Below are 16,874 nucleotides of genomic sequence, written 5' to 3' on the forward strand. Positions count from 1 at the left end.
TGCTGCTGCGCCGTGGCGCGACGCCAACTATACCCAACCTCGCTCGCGTGCGAGACGCACCGCCGCGTGACGGTTCTCGGCGCCCAGCTTCGAGACGGCCGACGAGAGGTAGTTGCGGACCGTGCCCGGGGAGAGCGCGGCCCGCTCGGCGATCTCCGCGACGGGCGCCCCGTCGGCCGCGAACTCCAGGACCTCGGCCTCGCGCGCGGTCAGCGGGGAGTCGCCCGCGGAGATCGCGTCGGCCGCCAACTCCGGGTCCACATAACGGTTTCCGGCGTGCACGGTACGGATGATCTCGGCGAGCCGCTGTGCGCTCACCGTCTTCGGCACGAACCCGCGCACCCCCGCGGCCAGGGCTCTCTTCAGATGTCCGGGCCGCCCGTGGCTGGTCACGATCATGGTCCGGCAGCCGGGCAGCTCCTCCCGGATCGATGTGGCCACCCTCACACCGTCGGCCCCCGGCATCTCCAGATCGAGCACGGCGACATCGGGCCGGTGCGCCCGCGCCATGGCGAGCGCCTCGGGCCCGGTGGCGGCCTCGGCGACGACGACGAGATCGTCCTCGAGCGCGAGGAGCGCGGCGAGGGCGCCGCGGATGAGGTGCTCGTCGTCGGCGAGCAGGACGCGCAGAGTCATCGGCGTGCCCCCTGTACGTCTCCCTGCCGCGAGCGGGGGTTCCGCACGGCGAAACGAGCGGACCCAGGCCCAGGCCCATCCCCAGGCCCAGCCCCATCCTCAGGCCCAGGCCCAGGCCCAGCCCCATCCTCAGGCCCAGGCCCAGCCCCATCCTCAGGCCCAGCCCCACCCCCACCGCCCACCACAGGCGCCCCCACCGTCACCGGCACAGCAGCCACCACCCGGAACACCCCTTCTCCGGCGAACCCCGCATCCAGGCTCCCGTCCACCCCGGCGAGCCGCTCCCGCAGCCCGGCGAGCCCGGACCCGACACCGCCCTCGGCGCCGGCCGCGCCCTCGGCCCCGTCGTTCTCCACGGTCAGCACCACTCCTTCGTCCCCGCGCTCCAACGACACCCGGCAGGCCGCCGCGTCCCCGTGCCGCAGCACGTTCGTCGCGGCCTCCCGCACCACCCAGGCCAGCGCCGACTGCACTTCGCCGGGCAGCCCGGCCGGGTCCCCCGTCACCGTGCAGGCGATCCCGGCCGCGTCCAACACCCCTTGCGCTCCGACGAGTTCGACAGCCAGGTCGACCTCGCGGTATCCGCGGACGACATCGCGTACGTCCTTCTGCGACTCCCGCGCGATCCGCTGCACCTCGACCATCTGTGCCACGGCCGCCTCGACGTCGCCGCGCCGCGCGAGCTGCGCCGCCAGCTCGCTCTTCAGCGCGACGACGGAGAGATTGCGGCCCATGACGTCGTGCAGGTCCCGCCCGAACCGCAGCCGCTCCTCGGCGACGGCGAGCCGGGCCTTGGTCTCGCGGGCGCGCTCGGACTCCCACATCACGGAGAGGTTCCAGGCGCTGCAGCGCACGGTGAGCAGTTGCAGCGGCACGCTGAGCACCAGGACGACGGCCACGCCGACGAGTTGGCCGACCTCGGCCCCCGCCGCGGCGAACAGTCCGATCGTCGCGGCGGTGGCGAAAGCCCCGTGCCGGACGAACGTACGGACCGGCACGATCAGCGCGTGGGCGCAGCCGAACGGCATCACGGCGAAGAGCAGCGGCAGCACGAACAGGCCGTCGTCGGAGCTGCCGGTGGCGACGAGCGCAGCGAGCAGCCCGAGCGCGGCGAGGAGGAGCGCCGCCGCCGTCCTGGTGTGCCCGCGCGGCACGGGGCCGCGCCCGAGGTACGCGTCGAGCGCGCTGCTCAGATGGACGTGGCCGACGACGCACTGGGCCACGTTCACCCCGGCCAGGCAGGCGCCGAGGGTGTATGCGAGGCCGTCGTGGCGGAGTGTCCCGGCGAGTGCGGTGCCCGACCAGGCCACCAGGTACAGCCAGTTCATGGCGCGGAGCATGGTCCGGGTCTGCCACTCGACCCGCTCCACCTTGCTGCGGTCCCGCCACCGTCGCCGAACGCGCACCCCTACCGCCCTCCCCGCCTCACCGCCGCGGCTCCCACCGGAACCGCTTCCGCACAGCAAACACGGCGACGGCGATCCAGGCCACCGCCACGGCGGCGGCCCGCACGGCCTCCCCGCCGGACAGCGTGCCGCCCCAGCCGCCCCGCACCAGGGTGAGCGCCGACGTCAGCGGCAGCACCTCGCACACGGAGGCCAGTTTGTCGGGCAGCACCTCCAGGGGCACCACGGCGCCGGAGGCGAACATCGACACGATCAGCATCGGCATCGCGGCGACCTGCGCGCTCTCCACACTGCGGCTGAACACGGTGGTGTACGCGGCGAGCGCGACGCACAACGGAATGCCCAGCACGAGCCCCAGCAGCACCAGTTGGGGCGCCTCGGGCGCGCCCGCGTCCAGCGCCGTCGCGCACACGACGGCCGCCGCCCCGCACTGCGCGAGCCCGATCACGACGGACGGCACCGCGGCCCCGGCGAGGATCTCGGCGTCGCGCAGCTCCCCGGTGCGCAGCCGCTTGAGGACGAGTTCCTCGCGCCGTGCCGCGTACACGCTCACCAGCGAGCTGTATACGGCGAACAGCAGCGAGAAGGCGATCGTCGACGAGATCAGTACGACGCCGAGATTCAGCCCGGCGTCCAACAGATCGGACTCGTCGACGGACCGGGAGACGCTGAACGGCAGCACGAGCGGCACGAACACCGCTGTGAACAGCACGCCCTTGCTCCGCCCGAGCAGGGTGAACTCGGCCCGCGTGAGCGCCTTGAGCCGCCCCGCCGGGGTCGTCGTCATCGTCGTACCGACCGTGCTCACACCGCCACCGCCTCTTCGTGGGTCTGCTCCTGCCGCGCGTCCCGCGCGATCCGCAGGAACGCCTCCTCCAGGGACGCCCCGCGCACATCGAGCCGACGCAGCTCCACGCCCGCGTCCCGCGCCCACACCAGGAGCCCGGTCGCGGCCCGCTGGAGTTCGCCGGTGCGCAGCCGGACGCTCTGTCCCTCGACGGTGTGCCCGGTGACCCCGAGCGGGCCGAGCGGCGGCAGGTCGCCGAGGAGATAGCCGTCGGGCAGGTCGAACGAGATGTGCGCGGGCTGCGCGGCGACGACCTCGGCGACGGTGCCCTCGGCGGCGATCCGCCCCTCGTGCAGGATCGCGAGCCGGTCGGCGAGCTCCTCGGCCTCTTCGAGGTAGTGCGTGGTCAGCAGCACGGTGGTGCCGTCGGCGCGCAGCCGGCGCACCAGCTCCCAGGTGTCCTGGCGGCCCTCGGCGTCGAGCCCGGTCGTCGGCTCGTCGAGGAAGAGCACCTCGGGCCGCCCGATCAGCGCGAGCGCCAGGTCGAGCCGCCGCTTCTCCCCGCCGGACAGCTGCTTGACCCGCACCCGGGTCCGCCCGCCGAGCCCGACCATCTCCAGGGCCTCGCCGGCCGGGCGGGCCCCGCTGGTGCAGCCGGCCCACATCCGGACGGTCTCGGCGACGTTCAGTTCGCCGGGGAACCCGCCCTCCTGGAGCATCACGCCGATCCGCGGGCGCACGGCGTCGCGCTCGGTGCGCGGGTCGTGGCCGAGGACCCGCACCCGCCCGCCGGCCGGGGCCGCGAGTCCTTCGAGGAGTTCGACGGTGGAGGTCTTTCCCGCGCCGTTCGTGCCGAGAAGGGCGAAGAGCTCGCCGCGGCCCACGGAGAAACTCACTCCGCGCACCGCCTCGAACGAGCCCCGTCCGGTGTCCCCGTACACGCGGCGCAGATCAGTGACATCGATCACGCGCTCGTTGCTGGTCATGTCTCCAGCGTTCCGGCGGCCGGGGCCCGGCGGCAGTGCGCGGTGTCATCACCCCGCATGACAAATGTCAGAAGCGGCCCGGGAAACGCCGGAGGCCCGGATCCTCAAGGGATCCGGGCCTCCGGAACTGGAGCGAACGACGAGGTTCGAACTCGCGACCTCAACCTTGGCAAGGTTGCGCTCTACCAACTGAGCTACGTTCGCATTTTCCCGACCGGCACGTATCTGAAAAGACACGGTCCAGGCGGTGCGTGCATCAGCCTACCGCACCCCGAAGAGTGATCGGTACGCGATGCAGAGCGGGTGACAGGAATTGCACACTGCGCCTTCCCCCTGGAAGGGGGATGTTCTGCTACTGAACTACACCCGCATCTCCGTGAGGTTCGGCCTGTCGGCCTCGCCCCTCGGCGTGCTTCAGACTCTAGCCGACCGCCGGGGGTGCAGCGCAAGTCGGTTGCCGCGTGGGGCTTCTGACGGCCGACGGGCGAGGCGGGACTCTCGGCGCACGTCCTAGTGGGCCTTGGCGAACTCCTCGTAGATGCGCTTCGGGATGCGGCCGCGCGGCGGCACGTCCAGCTGGTTCGAGCGGGCCCAGGCGCGGACGGCGGCCGGGTCCGGGCTCACCGCGGTGTGCGTGAACGCCTTGCCGGTGCGGCCCGAGCGCTTGCGTCCGGCCTCCAGGTACGGGGCCAGCGCCTTGCGGAGCTGTTTCGCATTGGCTTGATTGAGGTCGATCTCGTACGACCTGCCGTCGAGACCGAAGGCGACCGTTTCCGCCGCTTCCGAGCCGTCGATGTCGTCAAAGAGAGTGACCACGACACGCTGCGCCACGAATATCGGTCCCTTCGTCCGGCATCCCCGCTTTGACGTGCGGCGATGTCGACTGTTCTGCCCTTGTCCAGCAGTTGTCAGGCAAAGGTCGGGCAATGTTGCGGCCCGGGTTCAGGCCTGTTGCCGGTATCTGCCATTTCCTTTTTACCCTGCCTGACATTGTGCTGGGAAGACCAGTCAAAAACCTCCGCGTGTCCGGCCCGGTTGATATCCGGTGTCTTTCCCTTAATTTTTCGTGCGCGTCTCATGTCGTTGCCGTAACGTGACCCGGCTCTCGTAGATTCCTACCGTCTACGCGAGTAGAAGATTTGGGCGGGTACTCTGAACAGACCTGCTCAGCACCACACACCGGGAGTGCCAGTGGCACGCGTCGTAGTCGACGTCATGCTCAAGCCGGAGATCCTCGACCCCCAGGGCCAGGCGGTGCAGCGTGCGCTGCCGCGCCTCGGTTTCGACGGCATCTCCGACGTACGTCAGGGAAAGCGTTTCGAGCTCGAAGTGGACGGGCCGGTGGATGACGCCGCGCTCGCCCGTATCCACGAGCTGGCGGAAACCTTCCTCGCCAACACAGTGATCGAGAACTTCACGGTCAAGGTCGAAGAAGCCGCGGAGCTCGCGGCGGGAGCCGAAAAGTGACCGCTCGTATTGGCGTCGTCACCTTTCCGGGTTCCCTCGACGATCGGGACACGCAGCGCGCGATCCGCCTGGCGGGCGCCGAGCCGGTTGCTCTCTGGCACAAGGACAAGGACCTGAAGCAGGTCGACGCGGTGGTCCTGCCCGGCGGTTTCTCCTACGGCGATTACCTGCGCGCGGGCGCCATTTCGCGCTTCTCGCCGGTCATGGAGACCGTGATCGACCAGGCGCAGGCCGGCCTTCCGGTGCTGGGTATCTGCAACGGGTTCCAGGTCCTCACCGAGGCCCACCTGCTCCCCGGCGGCATGCTCGGCAACGACCACCTGCACTTCATCTGCCGCGACCAGAAGCTGCGGGTGGAGAACGCGGACACGGCCTGGACGTCCGACTACGAGGCGGGCCAGGAGATCCACATCCCGCTGAAGAACATGGACGGGCGCTACGTCGCCGACGAGTACACGCTCGACAAGCTGGAGGCCGAGGGGCGGGTCGTCTTCCGCTACCTCGACTTCAACCCCAACGGCTCGCTCCGTGACATCGCCGGCATCACGAACGAGGCGGGCAACGTCGTCGGTCTGATGCCGCACCCGGAGCACGCCGTCGAGCCCCTCATCGGGTCGGGCCGCACCGACGGTCTGCCCTTCTTCACCTCGATCCTCAAGAAGCTGGTCGCCGCCTCATGAGCCTCGACACCGTAGAGAACGCAAGCAAGACCCCCGACGTCGAGCTGCCCTGGGCCGAACTCGGTCTGAAGAAGGACGAGTACGAGCGCGTCGTGGAGATCCTCGGTCGCCGCCCGACCGGCGCCGAGCTCGCCATGTACTCGGTCATGTGGTCCGAGCACTGCTCGTACAAGAGCAGCAAGGTGCACCTGCGCCAGTTCGGCGAGAAGGCCCCGCAGTCCGACGCGATGCTCGTCGGCATCGGTGAGAACGCCGGTGTCGTGGACGTCGGCCAGGGCTACGCCGTCACCTTCAAGGTCGAGTCGCACAACCACCCGTCGTACGTCGAGCCCTACCAGGGCGCGGCCACCGGCGTCGGCGGCATCGTGCGCGACATCATCGCGATGGGCGCCCGCCCGGTCGCGGTCGTGGACCCGCTGCGGTTCGGCGCCGCCGACCACCCCGACACCAAGCGCGTGCTGCCCGGCGTCGTCGCCGGCATCGGCGGCTACGGCAACTGCCTGGGCCTGCCGAACATCGGCGGCGAGGTCGTCTTCGACGCCTGCTACCAGGGCAACCCGCTGGTCAACGCCGGTGCCATCGGCGTCATGCGGCACGAGGACATCCACCTCGCGAAGGCGTCCGGCGCGGGCAACAAGGTCATCATGTACGGCGCCCGCACGGGCGGCGACGGCATCGGCGGCGCCTCCATCCTGGCCTCCGAGACCTTCGACGACGCCAAGCCGTCGAAGCGTCCCGCCGTGCAGGTCGGTGACCCGTTCCAGGAGAAGCTCCTCATCGAGTGCACCCTGGAGGCCTTCGCCGAGAAGCTCGTCGTCGGCATCCAGGACCTCGGTGCCGCCGGCATCTCCTGCGCCACCTCCGAGCTGGCGTCCAACGGCTCGGGCGGTATGCGCGTCGAGCTGGACGACGTACCGCTGCGCGACTCCACGCTCTCTCCCGAGGAAATCCTCATGAGCGAGTCGCAGGAGCGCATGTGCGCCGTGGTCGAGCCCTCGAAGGTCGACCGCTTCCTGGAGATCTGCGAGAAGTGGGACGTCATCGCCACCGTCATCGGTGAGGTGACCGACGGCGACCGCCTGGAGATCTTCTGGCACGGCGAGAAGATCGTCGACGTCGACCCGCGCACGGTCGCCCACGACGGTCCGGTCTACGAGCGCCCCTACGCCCGCCCCGCGTGGCAGGACGCGCTGCAGGCCGACGACGCGAACAAGCTGCCCCGGCCCGCTTCGAGCGACGAGCTCAAGCAGCAGGTCCTCGCGCTGGTCGGTTCGCCGAACCAGGCGTCCAAGAAGTGGATCACGCAGCAGTACGACCACTTCGTGCAGGGCAACACGGTGCTGGCCCAGCCCGAGGACTCGGGCATGATCCGCATCGACGAGGAGACCGGCCTCGGTGTCGCCATCGCGACGGACGGCAACGGCCGGTTCGCGAAGCTCGACCCGTACACGGGCGCGCAGCTCGCGCTGGCGGAGGCGTACCGCAACGTCGCCACCACCGGTGCCAAGCCGCTCGCGGTCTCCGACTGCCTGAACTTCGGTTCGCCCGAGGACCCGGCCGTCATGTGGCAGTTCGCCGAGGCCATCCGTGGTCTGGCCGACGGCTGCCTCCAGCTCGGCACCCCGGTCACCGGCGGCAACGTCTCGCTGTACAACCAGACCGGTGAGGCCGCCATCCACCCGACCCCGGTCGTGGCGGTGCTCGGCGTCATCGACGACGTGGCCCGGCGTACGCCCGTCGCCTTCCAGGAAGAGGGCCAGCTCCTCTACCTGCTCGGTGACACCCGTGAGGAGTTCGGTGGTTCGGCCTGGTCGCAGGTCGTGCACGACCACCTCGGCGGCCTGCCGCCGAAGGTCGACCTGGAGCGCGAGCGGCTGCTCGGCGAGATCCTGATCTCGGCCTCCCGCGACGGCATGATCGACGCCGCGCACGACCTGTCCGACGGCGGTCTGGTCCAGGCCGTGGTCGAGTCGGCGCTGCTCGGCGGGAAGGGCGCGCGCCTGGTCGTCCCGGACGGCCTGGACGCGTTCACGTTCCTCTTCTCGGAGTCGGCGGGCCGCGCGGTCGTGGCCGTGCCGCGCAGCGAGGAGCTGCGGTTCAACGACATGTGCGGGGCGCGCGGGCTGCCCGTCACCCGCATCGGTGTCGTGGACGGCTCCGGCCCCGAGGCCCGCGTCGACGTCCAGGGCGAGTTCGCGCTCTCCCTCGACGAGCTGCGGGCGGCGCACGAGGGGACCCTGCCGGGCATCTTCGGCTAGGAAGCCGTTCTGCGTGCCTCTTCCGGTACGCGGTCGAGGGCCCCGTCCGGGAGTGTTCCGGCCGGGGCCTTCGCCTGTGCGCGCGGCAGCCGGGTCGCCAGCAGCGTCGCGAGCAGCATGACCGCCGCCCCGCACCCGAACACCACGTCCGTCGCGTGCACGAAGTCCCGTACGGCGGCGACGTGTTCGGCGCCGTGCAGCGTTGGGATCGCGCTCACGTCACCGTCGACGAGACGGAACAGGACGGTGCCGAAGAGGGCGGCGCCCAGGGCGTTGCCGAGGGTCTGGAAGAAGCGGATGCCCGTGGTGGCCACGCCGAGCAGCGGGCGCGGTGCCGCGTTCTGCACCAGCTCGATGAGCCGGCCGACGAGCTGGCCGAAGCCGGCGCCCGCGAGCAGCAGTTCGGCGCGGATCAGCCACAACGGCGTATCGGGTGTCACGGTCGTCGCGAGCAGGGCGAAGACCGCGGTCATCGTCAGGGTGCCGGTGAGCGTCAGGGTCCGGGCCGACCCGCTCAGGCGGCCCGTGAGGATCCCGACCGCGGTCATCCCGGCCGCCATCGGCAGCAGGAACAGGCCCGCGGCCGAGCTGCTCAGGCCGCGGGCGACCTGGAGATAGACCAGGACGTAGTAGATCGCGCACATCATCGCGGCGCCCGTGATGCCCTGCACCACGAACCCCCAGCGCAGTGCGGGGACGCGGAAGAGCGAGAGCGGCAGGACGGGTTCGGCGGCGCGGCGCTGGCGCCACAGGAACAGGGCGAGCGCCACGACGGCCGCGCAGAGCAGGCCCGTGATCCGCGGCGACGACCACGCGTACGTCCGGCCGCCCCAGTCGGTGACCAGGAGCAGCGCCGTGGAGAACGCGGCGGCCAGGCCCGCGCCCGCCCAGTCCAGGGGGCGGCGCACCGGCTGGTCGGGGAGGTTGAGGACGAGCGCGCCGGCGGCGAGGACGACGATGCCGAGCGGCAGATTCACGTAGAAGATCCAGCGCCAGCCCGCGTGGTCGGCGAGGAAGCCGCCCAGCCAGGGGCCGAGCGCCATGCCGCCGCCCGCGACGACGCCGCCGAGCCCGCCGCCCCGCCCCGGCCCCTGCTCGCCGGGGCCGGCCAGCTGGGCGATCACCACCATCGTCACGCTCATCAGGCCGCCGCCGCCCAGCCCCTGTACGGCGCGCGCCGCGATCAACTCGCCCATGGACCGGGCGAGTCCGCACAGAGCGGAGCCCAGCAGGAAGGTGCCGACGGCGCCGAGGAAGACGCGCTTGGCGCCGAGGGTGTCGCAGAGCTTGCCGTACAGCGGCAGCATCGCGGCCGAGGCGAGCGCGAACGCGCTGACCAGCCAGGGGAAATGATCGATGCCGTGCACCGGGTCGAGGTCGCGGACGATCGGCACGGCCGCCGCCGAGACGATCTGCAGGTCGAGGACGGCGAGGACGATCGCGAAGAGGCAGACGAACATGCCGATCCTGCGCTGAGCCGCACTCATGGACGGCGCGCCGGTGGAAGTCCCGTTCGTGGAAGGAGGCATGGTCCTACGGTGACGAAGAAAATGTACCGAGTCAATATTTAATCCCGGCTCAAATTTCGTCTTGGTACAGTGCGGGCATGGCGGACGACGGGCTCGGGCTGCGCGAGCGCAAGAAGATGCAGACGGCGCGCAAGGTCTGGCGCACGGCCGTCGACCTGTTCCTGGAGCACGGCTACGACCAGGTCTCCGTGGCGCAGATCGCCGAGGCCGCCGAGGTCTCGAAGATGACGGTCTTCAACTACTTCAAGACCAAGGAAGACCTCCTCATGGGCCCCATGGAGGAGCACATCGAGGACCTGGCGAACGCGCTGCGGGAGCGCGCGGCGGGGGAGTCGGCGGTCGTCGCGGCCCACCGGCAGTTCCTCGCCATGGTCGAGGCGCGCGACCCGTCGATCGGCCTGAGCGGCGACCGGCGGCAGCTGGATCTGATCCACCTCGTCACCAGCACACCGGCGTTGACGCGCCGCGCGTACCTGTGGTCGGTGCGCAGCGAGCTGCGGGCGGCCGAGGTGCTCACCGAGGAGACCGGCGACCCGCTGCTGTCCGCCGTAGCCGCGGCCCAACTGGTGGGTGTGCGCAGCGCGTTGATCTCCGATCACCACCGGCGGCTGCTCGCGGGCGAACCGGTGGAGGAGATCGCCGGGGCCGCCGCCGAGCGCGCCGGGCGGGCCTTCGCGCTGGTGGAGCAGGGGCTGAAGGGTTTCGCCGTACGAGCGTAGGCGCGCGTCCGTCATCGGCCGAGGAACACGGGGGAACGGTGCGCATACCGGAGCGCCTGCAGAAGTCCTTCAACGTGCTGCTGTGCCTGGCCGCCGTCGGCGGCATCGGCTGGAGCGGCACGGAGATCTGGCAGGTCGTCGGCGCCCGCCACCGGATCGACGCGGCCTGCGCGGGCCTGGTCCCGCCCGGTCGCGTCCTCGCCCTCTCGCCGGCCGGGGGCACGATCACCCACCGGGCCGCAGACGAGGGCACCATCCAGACCGATGGCCTGACATCGGGTCAGGACTGTGAGCTGTTCAGCTCCGAGGCGGGCGAGAAGTACGGCACGGACGGCGGTGAACGCTGGTTCTTCACCGGCGCGGTGGGCGTGCTCCCGGGGGCGAACGACGTGATCGCCGACGATCCGCTGGAGGAGCTCCTCGACCCGTACGGCGGCCCGACGTACCCGTTCCAGCCGCTCGGCGGCGGCATCGCGGGCCTCGTCGGCGACACCGGTGTCGTGGTCCGACTCCCCCGCCCCGGCGGCAAGGTGGGCACCGAGCGCATCCAGGGACTGTGGGCGCGCGCCGAACTCATGGACCCCGGGCGCCCGTTCACCGTGCGCGGGCAGCTCAGTGACTCCGACCGGAACGTCCTCGCCGAGACCGCCGTCATCACCGCCAACCGCCTCGCCGCACGCGTCGGCTGCGCGCAACGGCTGCCCGACGCCCCCGACGACGTACCGGCCCTGCCCGAGGGCCCGGTGGCCGCCGCCCGCGCCGACGGCACCTGCGCCTGGTACGCCGCGTCGGGCCTCGCCCGCGACAGCCGCTACCCCGACCAGGTCCTGGAGAGCCGCACGGACGCGAAGCTCTGGGACGAACAGTGCGGGCTGCTGCTCAGCGACGGCCGCGCCAGATCCCTCTACGCGGCGCACGCCTCCGAGCACGAGAGCCTCATCGACCCCGGCCGCCCCGGCCAGTACTTCGCGTCCCTGCACACGTACTCCGGGCCCGACGCCACGAAGGTGCAGCTGAGCAGCCCCGGTCACGACGAGGCCCCGGACCCGGCGACCCCCGGGAAGGCGGGCCGCAGCAACGACGAACCCGTCTGGTGGGCCTCCTCCGTGTGCCACGGCCGGCCCCAGATCCACACCATGACCCTCGGCTACGGCTACGACCGGCTGATGGCCCCGCGCCTGGCCAAGGTCTTCCGCGCCTACGTCGCCGACGTCACCGCCCGCCGCGGCTGCACGAAGGTCACTTTTCCTTCCGCCACGGCCTTCCGCGAAAGCTAGGCTCGCGCCCATGCCTTTGGCCAAGAAGCGCGCGCGCAGCTACGACCCCGCCAAGATCCGCACCGCGGTGCGGGCCCAGTTCGGCCACGTACGGACCGCCGTCGAGTCGCTCACGCCCGAGCAGCTCGCCGCGCCGACGAGGCTCGGGGAGTGGACCGTGCGGGAGCTGGCGGCGCACATCACGATGGCGGTGAACGCCGTCGGGCGCGCCCTCGACGCCCCCGCCCCGGCCAAGGCCGATCTCACCCTCGCCGTCTGGCCGACGACCTCGGCCCCGTACGCGCAGGACATCGACGCGTACGTCACCGAGCTCGCCGCGAGCGCGGAGCCCGCGGCGCTGTACGGCGAGGCCGCCGTCCGCCTGGAGCAGGCCCTGGCCGACGAGCCCGGCGACCGGATCGTCGCCACCCGCACCGGCGCCCTCACCCTCGCCGACTACCTGGTCACCCGCACCGTCGAACTGGTCGTCCACACCGACGACCTGAACGACGCGCTGCCCGCGCTCGCGATCCCGTACGACCGGCAGGCGCTCGCCGCCTGCACCCGGCTGCTCGCCGACGCCCTGGCCCTGAAGGCGCCCGGCGCCTCCACCGAGGTCCGCGTCCCGCCGTTCGCCGTCGTGCAGTGCGTCGAGGGCCCCCGGCACACCCGCGGCACCCCGCCCAACGTCGTCGAGACCGAGCCGCTCACCTGGATCCGGCTGGCCACCGGACGGCTGGCCTGGCAGACGGCGCTCGACGACGCGCAGGTCAGCGCCAGCGGCGAACGGGCCGACCTGGAGAGCCTGCTGCCGATCATGGCGTGAATCGATCGGGGCGCGGAACCGATCCCGGGGCCCGTCCCGTCGGATCGACATGTTCACGCAACGCAGCACCCGCGCTCCTGTCCTCGCCGCGCTGACCGTCGCCGCCCTCGCCACGGCCACGGCCTGCGGCAACGAGAAGGCCCACGGCCCGCAGTCCGGCTCCGGCTCCGGTTCGGTGAAGATCGCGGGGGCCTCGGTCGGAGGGGTCCACTGGAGCGTGCGGAGCGTGACGGCGGACGGCACCACGACCAAGGCCCCGGGCGGCGCCTACGTCGAGTTCGTGTCGGACGGGCGGGTGCGCGGCAACTACGGCTGCAACCACTTCGACGCCCACGCCCGGCTGGCCGGCGACACCGTCGACCTGGGCCGGACCTCCGTCACGGAGATGTACTGCGCCGACCAGAAGCAGCGCGCCTTCGAGAAGACCCTCGCCCACGCCCTCGCCGCCGAGAACAGGGTCACGGCGCACGGCAGCGACCGGCTGACCCTCACCGGCGCCGACGGCGCCACGGTCGACCTGGTCAAGGAGAAGGACTCCGCGCTCGTCGGCACCAAGTGGGACGTCACGGGCCTGAGCGCCGACGACGTCACCCGGTCCCTGCCGAAGGCGGCCGAGGGCCGGGCCCGCCTCGTCTTCACCAAGGACGGCCGGGTCGACGCCCGCCTCGGCTGCAACAGCGGCAGCGCCCCGGCCACCGTCAAGGACGGGCACATCACCTTCGGCGCGCTCACCAGCACCAAGATGGGCTGCGTCGGCGAGGCCGCGGACGTCGAGAAGCGGATGCGGGCCGTGCTGCACGGCACGACGGGGTACGACATCCAGGGCGACAGCCTCACCCTCACCGCGGCCGACGGCACCGGGATCACCCTGAGCGCCGGACGGTGACGGAGGGTCCGGCTGCGCCGGCTCCGGCGCCCGTGGCCCGCCCTGTCCGGCCGTCGCGGCAGCGACTTCCGTCACACTCGGCGCGCACGGCGTCCCGCGCGCGCCCCCGTCCGTGACCTACAGGGCATCGCCGCAGGTCAGAGGCGTGTGACCGGGCCGGGGCACGGGGCGCGGAGGCCCTGCGGCGAGGTGCGCGCGACGGGCCGCGGCGCCCCCCGCGCAGGGGCCAGCACGGCCCGTCAACGGCCCAACCCCATATCCCCAATTCGGACCAGTGGTCGATCACGTCTACACTCGGTGCCGTGCCACGTGGTGACGGTCGACTCAATCACGATCTACTCCCCGGCGAGAAAGGCCCCCAGGACGCTTGCGGCGTCTTCGGTGTCTGGGCGCCCGGCGAAGAGGTCGCAAAGCTCACGTACTTCGGGCTCTACGCCCTCCAGCATCGGGGTCAGGAATCCGCGGGAATCGCGGTCAGCAACGGCTCCCAGATCCTCGTCTTCAAGGACATGGGACTTGTCTCCCAGGTCTTCGACGAAACCTCTCTCGGTTCCCTCCAAGGTCATATCGCGGTCGGTCACGCCCGCTACTCGACCACCGGAGCCTCCGTCTGGGAGAACGCCCAGCCGACGTTCCGTGCCACCGCGCACGGCTCGATCGCGCTCGGCCACAACGGCAACCTGGTCAACACGGCGCAGCTCGCCGAGATGGTCGCCGCCCTCCCCAAGGAGAACGGCCGCGCCACGCAGGTGGCGGCCACCAACGACACCGACCTGGTCACGGCGCTGCTCGCCGGCCAGGTCGACGACGACGGCAAGCCGCTGACCGTCGAGGAGGCAGCCGCCAAGGTGCTGCCCCAGGTCAAGGGCGCCTTCTCCCTCGTCTACATGGACGAGCACACGCTGTACGCCGCCCGCGACCCGCAGGGCATCCGCCCGCTGGTCCTCGGCCGCCTGGAGCGCGGCTGGGTCGTCGCCTCGGAGTCCGCCGCCCTCGACATCTGCGGCGCCAGCTTCGTGCGCGAGATCGAGCCGGGCGAGTTCGTCGCCATCGACGAGAACGGCCTGCGAACCTCGCGCTTCGCCGAAGCAAAGCCCAAGGGCTGTGTCTTCGAGTACGTCTATCTGGCCCGTCCCGACACGGACATCGCGGGCCGCAACGTCTATCTCTCGCGTGTGGAGATGGGCCGCCGCCTTGCCAAGGAGGCGCCGGCCGAGGCCGACCTCGTCATAGCGACTCCGGAATCCGGCACCCCCGCCGCGATCGGATACGCGGAGGCGTCCGGCATCCCGTTCGGCGCGGGCCTGGTGAAGAACGCCTATGTGGGCCGCACCTTCATCCAGCCCTCCCAGACGATCCGCCAGCTCGGTATCCGTCTGAAGCTGAACCCGCTCAAGGAAGTCATCAAGGGCAAGCGCCTGGTCGTCGTCGACGACTCGATCGTGCGCGGCAACACCCAGCGCGCCCTGGTCCGCATGCTCCGCGAGGCCGGCGCCGCCGAGGTCCACATCCGGATCTCCTCGCCGCCCGTGAAGTGGCCGTGCTTCTTCGGCATCGACTTCGCGACCCGCGCCGAGCTCATCGCCAACGGCATGACGGTCGACGAGATCGGCACCTCCCTCGGGGCGGACTCCCTCTCGTACATCTCCATCGACGGCATGATCGAGGCCACCACCATCGACAAGCCGAACCTCTGCCGCGCGTGCTTCGACGGCGAGTACCCGATGGAGCTGCCCGACCCCGAGCTGCTGGGCAAGCAGCTCCTGGAGACGGAACTGGCCGCGGGTCCCGCCGCCACGGCTGCGTCCGACGCGATCCGTCGCCCGTAGACCCCGTATCACCAAGCGAAAGATCCCAGGCAATGTCTCCTGTGTCTGATCAGTCGACTCCGTCGACGGGCACCTCCGGTGCTTCCTACGCGTCCGCGGGCGTCGACATCGAAGCCGGTGACCGCGCCGTAGAGCTGATGAAGGAGTGGGTGAAGAAGACGCAGCGCCCCGAGGTCCTCGGTGGCCTCGGCGGCTTCGCCGGACTCTTCGACGCCTCCGCCCTCAAGAAGTACGAGCGTCCGCTCCTGGCCTCCGCGACCGACGGCGTCGGCACGAAGGTCGACATCGCGCGCCAGATGGGCGTCTACGACACGATCGGCCACGACCTCGTGGCGATGGTCATGGACGACATCGTGGTGTGCGGCGCCGAGCCGCTCTTCATGACCGACTACATCTGTGTCGGCAAGGTCCACCCGGAGCGCGTCGCCGCCATCGTGAAGGGCATCGCCGAGGGCTGCGTCCTCGCGGGCTGCGCCCTCGTCGGCGGCGAGACGGCGGAGCACCCGGGTCTGCTCGGCCCGGACGACTTCGACGTCGCGGGCGCCGGTACGGGCGTCGTGGAGTACGACAACCTGCTGGGCCCGGACCGTATCCGTAAGGGTGACGCGGTGATCGCCATGGCGTCCTCCGGTCTTCACTCGAACGGGTACTCGCTGGTCCGCCACGTCCTCTTCGACCGCGCCGGGATGTCCCTGGACCAGCACGTGGACGAGCTCGGCCGCACGCTGGGCGAGGAGCTCCTGGAGCCGACGAAGATCTACTCCCTGGACTGCCTCTCCCTCACCAGCACCACCCAGGTGCACGCCTACAGCCACATCACCGGCGGCGGCCTCGCGGCCAACCTGGCCCGGGTGATCCCGGACGGCCTGCACGCCACGGTCGACCGCGCCACCTGGGCCCCGGACGCGATCTTCGACCTCGTCGGCAAGGCCGGCCAGGTGGAGCGCCTGGAGCTGGAGAAGACGCTGAACATGGGCGTCGGCATGATGGCGATCGTCCCGCAGGAGTCGGTGGACGTGGCCCTCGCGACCCTCGCCGACCGCGGCGTGGACTCCTGGGTGGCCGGCGAGATCACCGACCGCGGCGACCACGCGACCGGTGCCGAGCTCATCGGTGACTACGCGAGCTGAGCCCCTCGGGGCAGCACAAAACCCGGTCCGGCGTGGTGACCACCCCGGACCGGGTGAGTGCAGCAGTAATCAGAAATCAGACCGTAGAAATCAGTTACGTGCTGGAAGTGCTACGAGGTCAAGCGCCGCGGCGCTGCGACGAAGGACCGGACTCGTCGGAGCCGTCGTCCTCATCGTCGTTGTACATATCCGCGTAGCGGGCGTACGGGTCGTCTTCCTCGTCGTCATCCTCGAAAGGCTCGCCGTTCGGCGGCTGATTCGACACTGGATCCGACGTGGATGCGCCCAGCTCGTTGGCCAGACGCGACAGGTCAGTCCCGCCGCTGTTGTACTTCAGCTGGCGGGCGACCTTCGTCTGCTTGGCCTTGGCCCGGCCGCGCCCCATGGCTCGACCCCCTCGGTGATGGGGCTTCATGGCCCCAGAGTCTTGACACGCGTTCATGATCCGGAACGGGCTCTCCGTGGAGAGACCGGTCCGT

Annotated in this window: 16 protein-coding genes and 2 tRNA genes; 9 read left to right on the forward strand and 9 right to left on the reverse strand. The window is 71.1% G+C overall.

What is annotated here, in order from left to right; translation table 11 throughout:
* Positions 1–27 precede the first annotated feature (27 nt).
* From J3486_RS39735 to J3486_RS39765, 7 genes are all read right to left on the reverse strand, one after another.
* A complete protein-coding gene (locus J3486_RS39735; RefSeq protein ID WP_207828893.1) occupies positions 28–636 on the reverse strand; it encodes a response regulator transcription factor in 609 nt (202 codons plus the stop codon).
* Positions 633–2,042, reverse strand: coding sequence for a histidine kinase (locus tag J3486_RS39740; protein ID WP_307805136.1), 1,410 nt, complete (start codon positions 2,040–2,042; stop codon positions 633–635). Before J3486_RS39740 ends, J3486_RS39735 begins: the two co-directional genes overlap by 4 nt.
* 19 nt (positions 2,043–2,061) lie before the next feature.
* Positions 2,062–2,829: an ABC transporter permease gene (locus tag J3486_RS39745; RefSeq protein ID WP_207828984.1), complete on the reverse strand. Its 768-nt coding sequence runs from the start codon at positions 2,827–2,829 to the stop codon at positions 2,062–2,064.
* A gap of 17 nt (positions 2,830–2,846) precedes the next feature.
* Positions 2,847–3,815 (reverse strand): ABC transporter ATP-binding protein, encoded by a 969-nt coding sequence (locus J3486_RS39750; RefSeq protein WP_207828894.1) that lies wholly within the window; start codon positions 3,813–3,815, stop codon positions 2,847–2,849.
* 128 nt (positions 3,816–3,943) lie between these two features.
* Positions 3,944–4,019 (reverse strand) — tRNA-Gly (locus tag J3486_RS39755).
* 94 nt (positions 4,020–4,113) lie between these two features.
* Positions 4,114–4,185: transfer RNA gene (locus J3486_RS39760), tRNA-Gly, on the reverse strand.
* Positions 4,186–4,325: 140 nt separating this feature from the next.
* Positions 4,326–4,646: an Lsr2 family protein gene (locus J3486_RS39765; RefSeq protein WP_207828895.1), complete on the reverse strand. Its 321-nt coding sequence runs from the start codon at positions 4,644–4,646 to the stop codon at positions 4,326–4,328.
* A gap of 360 nt (positions 4,647–5,006) precedes the next feature.
* On the opposite strand from J3486_RS39765, the gene purS reads away from it, so the two are divergent.
* From purS to purL, 3 genes are read left to right on the forward strand one after another with little or no spacing between them, the layout of a single operon-like run.
* On the forward strand, positions 5,007–5,282 hold the full coding sequence (gene purS, locus J3486_RS39770) for a phosphoribosylformylglycinamidine synthase subunit PurS (protein ID WP_207828896.1): 276 nt from the start codon (positions 5,007–5,009) through the stop codon (positions 5,280–5,282).
* Complete coding sequence (gene purQ, locus J3486_RS39775) at positions 5,279–5,962, forward strand: phosphoribosylformylglycinamidine synthase subunit PurQ (protein WP_207828897.1); 684 nt, start codon at positions 5,279–5,281, stop codon at positions 5,960–5,962. The genes purS and purQ overlap by 4 nt, the downstream gene beginning before the upstream one ends.
* Positions 5,959–8,220 carry a phosphoribosylformylglycinamidine synthase subunit PurL gene (gene purL, locus J3486_RS39780; protein WP_207828898.1) on the forward strand — a complete coding sequence of 754 codons (2,262 nt, stop codon included), beginning with the start codon at positions 5,959–5,961 and terminating at the stop codon, positions 8,218–8,220. Before purQ ends, purL begins: the two co-directional genes overlap by 4 nt.
* Here the strand turns inward: purL and J3486_RS39785 are convergent.
* Entirely contained in the window at positions 8,217–9,707 is a 1,491-nt protein-coding gene (locus tag J3486_RS39785) for an MFS transporter (protein ID WP_207828985.1), read from the reverse strand. The genes purL and J3486_RS39785 overlap by 4 nt on opposite strands.
* Before the next feature lie 119 nt (positions 9,708–9,826).
* Between J3486_RS39785 and J3486_RS39790 the strand changes: the two genes are divergently transcribed.
* From J3486_RS39790 to purM, 6 genes are all read left to right on the forward strand, one after another.
* A complete protein-coding gene (locus J3486_RS39790; RefSeq protein WP_207828900.1) occupies positions 9,827–10,468 on the forward strand; it encodes a TetR/AcrR family transcriptional regulator in 642 nt (213 codons plus the stop codon).
* Between the two features lie 38 nt (positions 10,469–10,506).
* Positions 10,507–11,745 (forward strand): hypothetical protein, encoded by a 1,239-nt coding sequence (locus J3486_RS39795; RefSeq protein WP_307805138.1) that lies wholly within the window; start codon positions 10,507–10,509, stop codon positions 11,743–11,745.
* 10 nt (positions 11,746–11,755) lie between these two features.
* Positions 11,756–12,550, forward strand: coding sequence for a maleylpyruvate isomerase family mycothiol-dependent enzyme (locus tag J3486_RS39800; protein ID WP_207828901.1), 795 nt, complete (start codon positions 11,756–11,758; stop codon positions 12,548–12,550).
* Between the two features lie 49 nt (positions 12,551–12,599).
* A complete protein-coding gene (locus tag J3486_RS39805) occupies positions 12,600–13,436 on the forward strand; it encodes an META domain-containing protein (RefSeq protein ID WP_207828902.1) in 837 nt (278 codons plus the stop codon).
* 302 nt (positions 13,437–13,738) lie between these two features.
* Positions 13,739–15,265: an amidophosphoribosyltransferase gene (gene purF, locus J3486_RS39810; protein ID WP_207828903.1), complete on the forward strand. Its 1,527-nt coding sequence runs from the start codon at positions 13,739–13,741 to the stop codon at positions 15,263–15,265.
* A gap of 32 nt (positions 15,266–15,297) precedes the next feature.
* The gene (gene purM / locus J3486_RS39815; RefSeq protein WP_207828904.1) at positions 15,298–16,395 is read left to right on the forward strand and encodes a phosphoribosylformylglycinamidine cyclo-ligase; all 1,098 of its coding nucleotides are present in this window, start codon (positions 15,298–15,300) and stop codon (positions 16,393–16,395) included.
* A 118-nt stretch (positions 16,396–16,513) separates the two neighbouring features.
* Here the strand turns inward: purM and J3486_RS39820 are convergent, their stop codons facing one another.
* On the reverse strand, positions 16,514–16,780 hold the full coding sequence (locus J3486_RS39820) for a DUF3073 domain-containing protein (RefSeq protein ID WP_207828905.1): 267 nt from the start codon (positions 16,778–16,780) through the stop codon (positions 16,514–16,516).
* Positions 16,781–16,874: the final 94 nt, after the last annotated feature.

The organism is Streptomyces sp. VRA16 Mangrove soil (assembly GCF_017377775.1).
Classification (GTDB): Bacteria; Actinomycetota; Actinomycetes; order Streptomycetales; family Streptomycetaceae; genus Streptomyces.